The sequence below is a fragment of the Pseudomonas sp. Y5-11 genome, assembly GCF_022368695.1.
In the GTDB taxonomy this organism is placed as follows: Bacteria; Pseudomonadota; Gammaproteobacteria; order Pseudomonadales; family Pseudomonadaceae; genus Aquipseudomonas; species Aquipseudomonas parakoreensis.
On sequence record NZ_CP058974.1, the window covers coordinates 5,713,171 to 5,726,237 of the forward strand.

A 13,067-nucleotide genomic window follows, 5' to 3' on the forward strand; every position below is an offset into this window, starting at 1 on the left:
TTGTTCCTTTGCTGCGATAAACCTGATGCCATTGCGCCAGCGCCTCGAAAACCTGCCGGTCGGCCAGAAACTGCTGGCCGCCCTGCTGGTGTTGTTGACCACCGTTCTGCTGGTCGCCAACCTGACCTTTATCAGCGCCGCCTATTACATTTCCCAGGAAAGCATGGCGCCACAGGCGCTGCAGACCATTGGCCGGCTGATCTCCAATCCGAGCCTGGTCGCGCAAGCCCTGGAATCGCCACAAAGCGCCGAACGCCTGCTCAAGGAACTCGACAGTTATTCGCCGCTGCGCGCGGCAGCGCTGTATGACGGCAAAGGTGACCGTCTCGCTCAGGTGCAGCGTGGCGACAAACTCAATCTGCCGGAACGCTATCGGCACATCGAAGCCTGGCAACTCACCGAGTTTCGCAGCAACCAGTTGATCACCCTGCCTCGCCCGGGCACTGCACCGGGTCATCTGCTGCTGGTGGCCAGCAGTGAACTGCCGATGGCGTTTTACACCGGCACCCTGACTGCCAGTCTCGGTATCCTGATTTTCAGTGTGCTGCTGTGGCTGGTGATTGCGCGGCAGATCAAACGCCTGATCACCCGCCCGATTCATGAGCTGGAAGAGCTGTCGCGTCAGGTCACTCGCGAAGAGAACTATGCCCTGCGCGCCTCGCGCGGCAATCACGACGAAATCGGCAGCCTCGCCGAAGCGTTCAACACCATGCTCTCGCGCATCGAAGCCCGCGAGCAACAGCTCAAGCGTGCCCGCGATGACTCGCAGGCCGCCTACGATCAGGCTCAGGGCCTGGCCGAAGAAACCCGCCACACCAACCGCAAGCTGGAGCTGGAAGTCCAGGTGCGCAGCAAGATCGAGAAGAAGCTCACCGGCTTCCAGAACTACCTCAACAGCATCATCGACTCCATGCCCTCGGCGCTGATCGCCCTCGATGAGCAGCTCTACGTGACGCAGTGGAACCAGGAGGCCAGCGCCCTCTCCGGCACGCGCCTGGATGAAGCGTTGAACCAGCCGATCTTCCTCGCCTTCGAACCGCTCAAGCCGTTTCTGCCGCAACTCAAGCAGACCGTGGAAGAACACACGGTGGCGAAGATCGAGCGGGTGACCTGGTTCAAGGACGACGAACCCAAGCATTACGCCCTGACCTTCTACCCGCTGATGGGCGGTGCCGGGCGCGGTGTGGTGATCCGCATCGACGACATCACCCAGCGCCTGTCGCTGGAAGAAATGATGGTGCAATCGGAAAAGATGCTCTCGGTCGGTGGCCTCGCCGCCGGCATGGCCCACGAGATCAACAACCCGCTCGGTGCGATCCTGCACAACGTGCAGAACATTCGCCGGCGGCTGTCGGCAGATCTGCCGAAGAACCTCGAAACCGCCGAACAGCTCGGCATCGAGCTGGACACGGTCAACCGCTACCTGCAAAGCCGTGAAGTGCCGAAGTTGCTCGACGGCATCCAGCAGGCCGGCGCCCGCGCAGCAAAAATCGTCACCCACATGCTCAGTTTCAGCCGGCGCAGCACCCGGCAAATGGCCCCGTGCGATTTGCCCGCGCTAATCGATCAAGCAGTGGAAATTGCCGGCAACGACTTCGATCTGGCGATCGGTTTCGACTTCAAGGGGCAGGCGATCATCCGCCAGTTCGACCCGGCACTCGGCCCGGTGCCGGGCACCGCCAACGAACTGGAACAAGTGCTGCTCAATCTGCTGAAAAACGCCGCGCAAGCCATTCACCAGCGCGAAGACGACAGCGAGCCGGGGCGGATCATTCTGCGGACCCGACTCAATCCGCCATGGGCCGAGATTCAGGTCGAGGACAACGGCATTGGCATGAGCGAGAGCGTGCGCAAACGCACCTTCGAGCCCTTTTTCACCACCAAGGAAATCGGCCAGGGCACGGGACTGGGGCTGTCGGTGTCGTACTTCATCATTACCAACAACCATAAAGGCCAGATGGAAGTGCAATCGGCGCCCGGCCAGGGCACCTGTTTCACCCTGCGCCTGCCGCTGACCCAACCGGCAGCCATCGCCGCCGAAACCAATCAATCAACGAGGTAACTCATGGGCTTTCGCTTGTCGAAGATCTACACCCGCACCGGCGACACAGGCGAAACCGGCCTGGGCGATGGCCGCCGCGTCCCCAAGGATCACCCGCGCATCGAGGCCATTGGCGAAGTCGACACTTTGAACAGTCAGGTCGGTGTGCTGCTGGCCGGGTTGATCGCCGAGCGTGAAGCGTTTCCGGGCTTGGATGAACTGATCGACGCGCTCGCCCCCTGCCAGCATCGTTTGTTCGATCTGGGCGGTGAGCTGGCGATGCCGGCCTATCAGGCGTTGAACACGGCGGAAATCGAGCGCCTGGAAGCAGCGATTGATGCGTGGAATGAAGAATTGGGGCCGCTGGAGAATTTCATTCTGCCCGGCGGTTCGATGCTGATCGCCCAGGCTCATGTATGCCGCAGCCTGGCGCGCAGTGCCGAGCGGCGCTGTCAGCATTTGAATGCGATTGAGCCGTTGGCCGGGGTGGGGTTGGCGTACATCAATCGGTTGTCGGATTTGCTGTTTGTGGCCGCAAGGTTGATTGCACGGCGGCAGGGGATTGCGGAGATTCTGTGGCAGCCGGCGGCGAAGCCTTCAGGAACGTAGTGTTTGATCGGCCGCCATCGCTGGCAAGCCAGCTCCCACAAGGTTTTGTGTCGTTCTCCGCATTTGCGGTGCATCCAATACCTGTGGGAGCTGGCTTGCCAGCGATGAGGCCAGTGGCCTCAGCACATAATCAAGCTTCCGGCCAGAATGCGCGAATCCCCGCTACACCTTGAGCGCCAACACCCCAAGCCTTCTCGCGCTCCGCCGGGCCAACGCCACCGAGCAAGAACACCGGCTTGCTGAAGCCCTCGATCAACGTCGACGCCTGCTCCCAACCCAACGGCTGCGCATCCGGATGGGTCAGGGTCGGCTGTACCGGCGACAGGGTGACGAAGTCCACGCCCATCTGTTCGGCCAGCGCCAGCTCTTCAGCGTTATGGCACGAAGCCGCGAGCCAGCGCTCCGCCGGCAATGGTCGCCCCGCTTCGGCATATTTGCGCAGTTGCGCGGCGGTGATGTGCCAGCCGGCGGCCGGGAAATCGCCAAGCCATTCGAACGGCCCCTTGATCATCAACTGCGCCTTGCCAGCACACAGGCCGACCGCATCCACCGCCAGGTCTCGATACTTGGGGTCATAGCCGTTCGGTGCACGCAGTTGAATCAGTTTGATCCCGCCGGCAATTGCCTTCTGAATGCCGCGCAGCAGGGCCGGGGCTTCCAGATCTTCCGGGGTGATCAAGTATTCGCCGGGCAAACGCGCAGCAGCGACAATCGGCTGGTTGGCGGCCGGGAACTCGTAGTTCAGCAGATCCTTGGCGCTGACCCAGGCCAGTGGCTGACCTTCGGCACCGTGCGGTTCGCCGCTGAACTGCGACACTTCCCAGACATCCAGCAACACCTGCTTGTCGGGGTAATCATGGCGGACCTTGATCAGTGGACGAGCAGCGCCGACAACAATGCCCAGCTCTTCCTGAAGCTCGCGAGCCAGGGCACTTTCGACCGATTCATCAGCCTCGACCTTGCCACCGGGAAACTCCCACAGACCTCCCTGATGCTGGGTATCGGCACGACGGGCGATGAGGATTTTGCCACTGTCGTCACGAATGACGGCAGCGGCGACGTGTACGCGTTTCACGGATTCAACTCCTCCAGTCCAGCCATTTGCCACGCCTTGAAGGCGGGCCATTGGTAGACGGTTTCAACATAGGCTTGATCAACCGCCGGTAACGGCACCTGGTAAGTTCGCAGACGCACGGCGATCGGCGCGAAGAACGCGTCAGCCAGGCTCACCCGGCCAAACAGATACGGCCCGGGCTCCGTGGCGGCGGCGCGGCATTCAGCCCACAACGCGAGCATGCGTTCGATATCGACCTTCACCTCCGGCGGTACCGGGTTGAGCGGAGCATCGTGGCTCAGGTTGAACGGCATGTGATTGCGCATGGCGAAAAAGCCACTGTGCATCTGCGCACACGCAGAGCGGGCCTGCGCGCGAGCGAATAGATCGCTCGGCCAGAGCTGTTCGGCCGGGAACTGCTCGGCCAGGTATTCAGCAATCGCCAGAGAGTCGGCGATGGTGCCGCGAGAGGTTTGCAGCAACGGCACCTTGGCGGTCGGCGAATGCTTGAGCAGCCGCTCGCGGGTGTCGGGCCTGCCGAGCTTGATCAGTTCTTCGCTGTAAGGGGCGCCGGTCAGTTCCAGCGCCAGGGCGGCGCGCAAGGACCAGGAGGACAGCAGTTTGTCGCCGATGATCAGGTGCAGGGACATAGTGTGGCGCCTTTTCGTCAGTGGAAAGCTTCAAGACTTGTGGTGAACGGTCCGACGCTTTCGCGGGCAAGCCCGCTCCCACAGTAGTTTCGGTCGTGCACAAATCTCGTGTACACCACAGAACCCTGTGGGAGCGGGCTTGCCCGCGAAGAGGCCGGCAGCCCACCCTCACCCTTTGGATCAGGTGCGGTATTCGGCGTTGATCTTCACATACTCATGCGACAGGTCGGTGGTCCAGATGGTTTCGCTGCAATCGCCGCGACCCAGCTCGATACGGATGGTGATCTCTTCCTGCTGCATCACCGCCGAGCCCTGTGCTTCAGTGTAGGTCTCGGCACGGGCGCCACGGCTGGCGATGCACACGTCGCCGAGGAACACGTCGATCTTGCTCACATCCAGGTTCGGCACGCCGGCACGCCCGACAGCGGCCAGAATACGGCCCCAGTTCGGGTCGGAAGCAAACAGCGCGGTCTTGATCAACGGCGAGTGGGCCACGGTGTAACCGACGTCCAGGCATTCCTGATGATTGCCGCCACCGTTGACTTCAACTGTGACGAACTTGGTCGCGCCTTCGCCGTCACGCACGATGGCCTGGGCCACGTCCATGCACACTTCGAACACCGCCTGTTTCAGCTTGGCGAACAGCTCGCCTTCGGCGCGGGTGATTTCCGGCAGGGCAGCCTTGCCGGTGGCAATCAGCATGCAGCAGTCGTTGGTCGAGGTGTCGCCGTCGATGGTGATGCGGTTGAACGACTTGTTTGCACCGTCCAGCATCAGGTTGTGCAGCACGTCGCGGGAGACTTTGGCGTCGGTGGCGATGTAGCCGAGCATGGTCGCCATGTTCGGGCGAATCATGCCGGCGCCTTTGCTGATGCCGGTAACGGTGATGGTCACGCCGTCATGCTGGAACTGGCGACTGGCGCCCTTGGGCAGGGTATCGGTGGTCATGATGCCGGTGGCGGCCGCTTCCCAGTTGTTTTCCGACAGATCATCCAGCGCCGCTTGCAGCGCGCCTTCGATCTTCTCGACCGGCAGCGGCTCACCGATCACACCGGTGGAATACGGCAGGATCTGGCTGGCATCGACACCGGTCAGCTCGGCCAGTTTGGCGGTAGTGCGCTCGGCAGCCGCCAGACCCGGCTCACCGGTACCGGCGTTGGCGTTACCGGTGTTGGTCAGCAGGTAACGCACGGCGTTCTGCACACGTTTTTTCGCCAGGATTACCGGCGCGGCGCAAAAGGCATTCAACGTGAACACGCCGGCCACGGTCGAACCTTCGGCACAGCGCATCACTACCACATCCTTGCGCCCGGGGCGCTTGATGCCGGCCGAGGCGATACCGAGTTCAAAACCGGCAACCGGGTGCAACGTTGGCAAAGGACCAAGACCAACAGCCATGAATGCGCTCCTTACTCAATGATGTCAGCACCGCTCACAGGGATGGCGGTGGTGTAAATGGCAAAACGCCGCGACGGCAGGAGCCGGTCGCGGCGCGGGTATTTCAGCGATTGAAACGGGGTTTACTGGATCTGCCCGTGGCAATGCTTGAATTTCTTGCCCGAACCGCAGTAGCACAGTTCGTTGCGGCCCAGCTTCTGCTCGTTGCGCACCGGCGCGGTGGCAAGGGCTACATCGACCTCTTCACCCAATACTTCCGGCTGCTCCAGACCCGGGGCCTCGGCGTGTTCGAACTGCATGCGCGCGGCCAGTGCTTCGGCTTCCTCACGCAGGCGTTGCTCTTCGGCTTCCGGATCTTCGCGGCGTACCTGAACGTGCGACAGCACACGGATCGAGTCGCGTTTGATCGAATCCAGCAGCTCGGAGAACAGCGTGAACGACTCGCGCTTGTATTCCTGCTTCGGGTTCTTCTGGGCGTAGCCACGCAGGTGGATGCCGTGACGCAGGTGATCCATGGTCGACAGGTGGTCTTTCCACAGATCGTCCAGCACGCGCAGAACGATTTGTTTCTCGAACGAGCGCAGTGCTTCGGCACCGGCCTGATCTTCTTTCTCGTTGTACGCCGCCATCAGCTCGACCATCAGCTTCTCGCGCAGGGTCTCTTCGTACAGGTGATCGTCTTCGTCGAGCCATTGCTGGATCGGCAATTTCACCCCGAAGTCGCTGGCAATCGACGCTTCCAGACCGGCCACGTCCCACTGCTCTGGCAGCGATTGCGGCGGAATGTGCGCGCTGACGGTGGCGTTGAGCACGTCCTGACGGAAATCGGCGATGGTTTCACCGATGTTGTCGGCGGCCAGCAACGTGTTACGCATGTGATAGATCACTTTACGCTGTTCGTTGTTGACGTCGTCGAACTCGAGCAGTTGCTTGCGGATGTCGAAGTTGCGACCTTCCACCTTGCGCTGCGCCTTCTCGATCGCGTTGGTCACCATGCGGTGTTCGATCGCTTCGCCCGGCTGCATGCCCAGGGCTTTCATGAAGTTCTTCACCCGGTCAGAGGCGAAGATGCGCATCAGGCTGTCTTCCAGCGACAGGTAGAAGCGGCTGGAACCGGCGTCGCCCTGACGGCCGGCACGGCCACGCAGCTGGTTGTCGATACGACGGGATTCGTGACGCTCGGAGGCGATCACCTGCAGACCGCCGGACTCCAGCACTTGCTGGTGACGCTTCTGCCAGTCGGCCTTGATCTGGGCGATCTGCTCGGGGCTCGGGTTTTCCAGCGCCGCGACTTCCACTTCCCAGTTGCCGCCCAGCAGGATGTCGGTACCACGACCGGCCATGTTGGTGGCGATGGTCAGGGCGCCCGGACGACCGGCTTGCGCAATGATCTCGGCTTCTTTTTCGTGGAACTTGGCGTTCAGTACCTTGTGTTCGATACCTTCCTTGTTGAGCAGGCTGGACACGTGCTCGGAGGTTTCGATGGTCGCGGTACCCACCAGGATCGGACGGCCCTGGGCCATGCCTTCCTTGATGTCGTTGATGATCGCCGCGTATTTCTCTTCGGCGGTCAGGAACACCAGGTCGTTGTAGTCTTTACGCGCCAACGGCTTGTTCGGCGGAATGACCATGACCTGCAGGCCGTAGATCTGGTGGAATTCGAACGCTTCGGTGTCAGCGGTACCGGTCATGCCGGACAGCTTGGTGTACAGACGGAAGTAGTTCTGGAACGTGGTCGAGGCCAGGGTCTGGCTCTCGGCCTGGATGTTCAGACCTTCCTTGGCTTCGATGGCCTGGTGCAGGCCTTCGGACAGACGACGACCCGGCATGGTACGACCGGTGTGTTCGTCGACCAGTACGACCTGACCGTCCTGCACAATGTATTCGACGTTGCGGTGGAACAGTTTGTGCGCACGCAGACCCGAATAAACGTGGGTCAGCAGGCCCAGGTTATGCGCCGAGTACAGGCTCTCGCCTTCGGCCAGCAGGCCGACGCCGGTGAGCATTTCTTCGATGTACTGGTGACCGGCTTCGTTGAGTTCGACCTGACGGGTCTTCTCGTCGATCGTGTAGTGGCCGGCCTTGGTGACCTGGCCTTCGACTTCTTCGACGTGCAGTTCCAGCTGCGGGATCAGTTTGTTGATCTCCATGTACAGCTTGGAACTGTCCTCGGCCTGACCGGAAATGATCAGCGGGGTACGGGCTTCGTCGATGAGGATGGAGTCGACTTCGTCGATCACGGCAAAATTGAGTTCGCGCTGGAATTTCTCTTCCATGCTGAACGCCATGTTGTCGCGCAGGTAGTCGAAACCGAATTCGTTGTTGGTGCCGTAGGTGATGTCGGCAGCGTAGGCGGCGCGCTTCTCTTCCGGCGGCTGGAACGGCGTCACGACGCCGACGGTCAGGCCGAGGAATTCATACAGCGGACGCATCCAGTTGGCGTCGCGGCGGGCCAGGTAGTCGTTCACGGTCACAACATGCACGCCCTTGCCGGACAGCGCGTTGAGGTAAACGCCCAGGGTGGCCACGAGGGTTTTACCCTCGCCGGTACGCATCTCGGCAATCATGCCTTCATGCAAGGTCATGCCGCCGATCAACTGGACGTCGAAGTGGCGCATGCCCATGACGCGCTTGCCGGCTTCACGGGCGACCGCGAAGGCTTCAGGCAACAGCTTGTCGAGGGATTCCCCTTTGGCGATACGGGCCTTGAACTCGTTGGTCTTGGCACGCAATTGATCGTCCGAAAGGGCCACCATTTGCTCTTCGAAGGCATTGACGAGCTGCACCGTCTTGAGCATGCGTTTGACTTCACGCTCGTTCTTGCTTCCAAAAAGTTTCTTTAACAAAGGCGCAAACATATCGGCAGGATCTTCCACACTAAAGGGATGGAGGGCGGCCCCGTGAGTCGCCCGTGCAGCCCTCATGGCCGCATGCGAACGAGCATTCTACCCGGAAACGGTGGTGAGGAAAGTGGCGATATTCCACGATGCTGGCACTGCGCTTTGACGGGGCTCACTTAAAATAAGGGCGTTTTGCTCAACTTCAACCCATCAAGGCAAGAAGTTAGTTGTTGATTTAATGGGTAAAGCAGGGACAAAAGCAATGGGCGAGTGGTTCCGTCGCTTTCTGCTACCATGGCGCGTCTGTTACTTCAGGTGTTCGATCATGGCATTTCGCCCCCTCACAGCCAGAGCGCCCGCCGTTCTGCTACGCGAAGCCAAGCCGCTCAAAGCCATTCTCGGCCATGCCCAACGCCTCGCTCATCTGCAACGCCTGCTTGAAAGCCAGCTGCAACCGGCCGCCCGCACACATTGCCATGTGGCCAAGTGGCGTGAAGGCCAATTGACGCTGGTGGTGACCGACGGGCACTGGGCGACGCGCCTGCGTTACCAGCAAAAACGCCTGCAACGCCAACTGCAGCTGTTCGAAGAATTCGCCAACCTGACGCGCATCCTGTTCCGCGTGCAACCGCCGCTGGTCCAGCATCGGCCAGGCGGACACTCAATGGATCTGTCGACGGATGCAGCGCAGACGATTCAATCAACGGCCGACGGGATCAGCGATCCTGGCCTGCGTGCAGCGCTTGAGCGTCTGGCGGCGCACGCCAAAGACAAGACCTGAAGCAAAAGCAAAAGATCGCAGCCTGCGGCAGCTCCTACATTGAGAATGCGTTCCCCTGCAGGAGCTGCCGCAGGCTGCGATCTTTGCTTTTAGCGGCGTTTGCTGCCGCCGAGCAACGAGCCCATCAGCCCTCTCACCAGTTGTTTGCCCAGATTATTCGCCGCCTGACGCATCGCTGACTTCAGCGCCTGCCCCGCCGCCGTGCCCAGAAACTCTCCGGCACGATCGGCCAGGCTCGGTTCTTCAGGCGCGGCCTTACCGGTCGGCATTTCTGCCTCCGGCGCCAGATCCTTGCGGCCCATCAGGATTTCATACGCCGATTCACGATCGATCGGCTTGTCATAACGTCCCTTGAACGGCGACCCGGCGATCAGCATCGTGCGTTCGGTCTCGCTCAGCGGCCCGATCCGCGACTGCGGCGGCGCCACCAGCACTCGCTGGACCATTTCCGGCGTGCCCTTTTCCTGCAGCGTCCCGACCAGCGCTTCGCCGATGCCCAGCTCCGTCAATACCGACAACGTATCGAACGCCGGATTAGGCCGGAAGCCATCGGCCACCGCGCGCAGGGATTTCTGTTCCTTGGCGGTAAACGCGCGCAAACCGTGCTGGATGCGCAGGCCAAGCTGCGCCAGCACGTTATCCGGCAAATCCCCCGGCGACTGGGTGACGAAATACACGCCGACCCCTTTCGAGCGGATCAGCCGCACCACCTGTTCCAGACGTTCCTGCAACGCCTTGGGCGTATCGCCGAACAACAAATGTGCTTCATCGAAGAACAGCGCCAGCAGCGGTTTGTCGGCGTCGCCGCGCTCCGGCAACTGCTCGAACAGCTCGGCCAGCAACCACAGCAGGAACGTCGCGTAGACCTTCGGCGCCTCGTGTACCAGACGGCTGGCATCGAGCAAATGAATGCGCCCACGGCCGTCCGCCGCCGGTTGCAGAATGTCTTCGAGTTGCAATGCTGGCTCGCCGAACAAGGCTTCAGCGCCCTGCTGCTCCAGGGTCGCCAGCCGGCGCAACAGCGCCTGACTGGAACCGGTGGTCATCAGCGCGGCATCTTCGCCCAGCAACTGCGGGTTGTCCTTGAGGTGGTTGAGCAGCGCCTTGAGGTCTTTCAGGTCCAGCAACAACAGACCTTCGCGGTCCGCCACTTTGAAAGCCGCGTACAGCGCCGCCTGCTGACTGTCGGTCAGTTCCAGCAGGCTGCCGATCAGCAGCGGGCCCATTTCACTCAAGGTAGTGCGCAACGGATGACCGGATTCGCCGTGAATGTCCCACAGCGTCACCGGATAGGCCTGCGGCTTGTGGTCGAGCCAGGGCATCCCGGCGATGCGCTCAGCGACCTTGCCCTGCGGATTGCCGGCAGCGCCCAGGCCGCACAGGTCGCCCTTGATGTCGGCGGCGAACACCGCGACCCCGGCGTCGCTGAACGCTTCGGCAAGACGTTGCAAAGTCACGGTCTTGCCGGTCCCGGTCGCACCGGCGATCAGCCCGTGGCGGTTGGCCAGGCGCATGGCCTGAGCAATCGGTTGCCCCGTCAGATCGGCGCCGATAACGAGTTGCGATGTGTCAGGCATTTTGTCACCTATGGTTAATCTTTAATCCGCTGTGGCCGATAGCTAAGGGCGAGAACCTGACTGAAAAGTCGGTCGGACATTTCCCTAAGGAGAGCCGGAAATATCAGTTTTTTTCACCCTTGCCCATATTGCGCGTCTTTATAAAAGCACGCCCAGGACATTAAGACCTTAGCGGAACCCCAAGCCATGAACAAAAACCTGCGCTTCAGCCATAAAATTTTGCTTGCCGCCGCCCTCATCGTCATCGCCGCTTTCGCCTCGTTCACGCTGTACAACGACTGGCTGCAACGCAACGCGATCCGCGATGACCTGAACAACTATCTCAACGAGATGGGCGAAGTCACCGCCGATAACATCCAGACCTGGCTCAACGGACGCATTCTGCTGGTCGAGAACGCGGCCCAGAACATCGCCATCAACCCGGAACCGGCCAACGTCGCGAGCCTGCTGGAGCAGAAATCCCTGACCTCGACGTTCATGGCCACTTACCTGGGCGATGCCACCGGTCACTTCACCATCCGCCCGGACGTAAAGATGCCGGACGGCTTCGATCCACGGGTGCGCCCTTGGTATAAAGGTGCCGAGAGCAGCAGCGCCTCGACCCTGACCGAACCGTACATCGACGCCGCCACCGGCCAGTTGATCATCTCCATCGCCACCGCCTCGAAAAAAGCCGGTCAGAGCGTTGGCGTGGTCGGCGGCGACCTGAGCCTGCAAACCCTGGTCGACACCCTCACCGCCCGGGACTTCTCCGGCATGGGCTATGCGTTCCTGGTCAGCGCCGACGGCAAGATCCTCGTGCACCCGGACAAGGCGCTGGTGATGAAGTCACTGAAAGAAGCCTATCCGCAGGACACCCCGCGCATCAGCAGCGACTTCAGTGAAATCACGGTCGACGGCAAGACGCGCATCGTCAGCTTCACACCGATCAAAGGCCTGCCGTCGGTGAACTGGTACATCGGTCTGTCGGTGGACAAGGACAAAGCCTTCTCGATGCTCAGCGAGTTCCGCACCTCGGCGGTGATTGCCACCGTGATTGCGGTGGTGATCATCATTGCGCTGCTGGGCATGCTGATTCGCCTGCTGATTCAGCCGCTGCACGTCATGACCCGCGCCATGGAAGACATCGCCGATGGCGAGGGCGACCTGACCAAGCGCCTGACTATCGTCAACAACGATGAATTCGGCGTGCTGGGTACCGCATTCAACCGCTTCGTCGAGCGTATTCACGGCTCGATCCGCGAAGTGTCGTCGGCCACCGGCCAGGTCAACGAGGTCGCGCTGCGCGTGGTCGCCGCGTCCAACTCGTCGATGTACAACTCCGACCAGCAAGCCTCGCGCACCAGCAGCGTCGCCGCCGCGATCAATCAACTGGGCGCTGCCGCCCAGGAAATCGCGCGCAATGCCGCACAAGCCTCGAACCAGGCCAGCGACGCCCGCGGCCTCGCCGAAGACGGCCAGCAAGTGGTGGATCGCAGTATCAAGGCGATGAATCAACTGTCGAGCATGCTCAGCGCCTCCAGCACCAACATCGAGTCGCTGAACAGCAAAACCGTGAACATCGGGCAGATTCTGGAAGTGATCACCAGCATCTCCCAGCAAACCAACCTGCTGGCGCTCAACGCCGCCATCGAAGCCGCGCGTGCCGGTGAGGCCGGACGTGGTTTTGCCGTGGTCGCCGACGAAGTGCGCAACCTGGCGCACCGCACCCAGGAATCGGCGCAGCAAGTGCAGACCATGATTGAAGAGCTGCAGGTCGGCGCCCGTGAATCGGTGAGTACCATGAGCGACAGCCAGCGCCACAGCCAGGACAGCGTGGAAATCGCCAACCTTGCCGGCGAACGCCTGAACAGCGTGACCCAGCGCATCGGCGAGATCGACGGGATGAACCAGTCGGTGGCCACCGCGACCGAAGAGCAGACAGCGGTGGTCGAGTCGATCAACGTCGACATCACCGAGATCAACACATTGAACCAGGAAGGCGTCGAAAACCTGCAGGCGACCTTGCGCGCCTGTTCGGATCTGGAGCAGCAGGCTTCGCGGCTGCAGCAGTTGGTCGGCAGTTTCCGCATCTAAGATCAAAAGATCGCAGCCTGCGGCAGCTCCTACAGGGTGAA

The 13,067-nt window shown here is 61.3% G+C and carries 9 protein-coding genes; 4 read left to right on the top strand and 5 right to left on the bottom strand.

The genetic code is table 11. The features are described from left to right. Positions 1-25: 25 nt before the first annotated feature. A complete protein-coding gene (locus HXW87_RS25760; protein WP_047296063.1) occupies positions 26-2,062 on the top strand; it encodes a HAMP domain-containing sensor histidine kinase in 2,037 nt (678 codons plus the stop codon). 3 nt (positions 2,063-2,065) lie between these two features. Next, entirely contained in the window at positions 2,066-2,650 is a 585-nt protein-coding gene (locus HXW87_RS25765; RefSeq protein ID WP_239777966.1) for a cob(I)yrinic acid a,c-diamide adenosyltransferase, read from the top strand. Positions 2,651-2,780: 130 nt separating this feature from the next. Here HXW87_RS25765 and HXW87_RS25770 read toward each other — a convergent pair whose 3' ends face one another. The 4 genes from HXW87_RS25770 to secA form a co-directional block, all read right to left on the bottom strand. After that, positions 2,781-3,725 (bottom strand): Nudix family hydrolase, encoded by a 945-nt coding sequence (locus HXW87_RS25770; protein WP_121186868.1) that lies wholly within the window; start codon positions 3,723-3,725, stop codon positions 2,781-2,783. Beyond that, a complete protein-coding gene (locus HXW87_RS25775) occupies positions 3,722-4,354 on the bottom strand; it encodes a glutathione S-transferase family protein (protein ID WP_182403943.1) in 633 nt (210 codons plus the stop codon). The genes HXW87_RS25770 and HXW87_RS25775 overlap by 4 nt, the downstream gene beginning before the upstream one ends. A 180-nt stretch (positions 4,355-4,534) precedes the next feature. Continuing rightward, positions 4,535-5,752, bottom strand: a complete 1,218-nt coding sequence (argJ, locus tag HXW87_RS25780) for a bifunctional glutamate N-acetyltransferase/amino-acid acetyltransferase ArgJ (RefSeq protein WP_047296069.1) — start codon at positions 5,750-5,752, stop codon at positions 4,535-4,537. A 122-nt stretch (positions 5,753-5,874) separates the two neighbouring features. Further along, positions 5,875-8,610 (bottom strand): preprotein translocase subunit SecA, encoded by a 2,736-nt coding sequence (secA, locus tag HXW87_RS25785; protein WP_041068523.1) that lies wholly within the window; start codon positions 8,608-8,610, stop codon positions 5,875-5,877. Between the two features lie 307 nt (positions 8,611-8,917). On the opposite strand from secA, the gene HXW87_RS25790 reads away from it, so the two are divergent. Continuing rightward, a complete protein-coding gene (locus HXW87_RS25790; RefSeq protein ID WP_047296070.1) occupies positions 8,918-9,373 on the top strand; it encodes a DciA family protein in 456 nt (151 codons plus the stop codon). A gap of 89 nt (positions 9,374-9,462) precedes the next feature. Here HXW87_RS25790 and HXW87_RS25795 read toward each other — a convergent pair whose 3' ends face one another. Beyond that, positions 9,463-10,950: a helicase HerA-like domain-containing protein gene (locus HXW87_RS25795; protein ID WP_239777967.1), complete on the bottom strand. Its 1,488-nt coding sequence runs from the start codon at positions 10,948-10,950 to the stop codon at positions 9,463-9,465. A gap of 186 nt (positions 10,951-11,136) precedes the next feature. Here HXW87_RS25795 and HXW87_RS25800 point away from each other — a divergent pair, with 186 nt between their 5' ends. Beyond that, positions 11,137-13,026 carry a methyl-accepting chemotaxis protein gene (locus tag HXW87_RS25800; protein ID WP_047296072.1) on the top strand — a complete coding sequence of 630 codons (1,890 nt, stop codon included), beginning with the start codon at positions 11,137-11,139 and terminating at the stop codon, positions 13,024-13,026. The last annotated feature ends 41 nt before the right edge of the window (positions 13,027-13,067 follow it).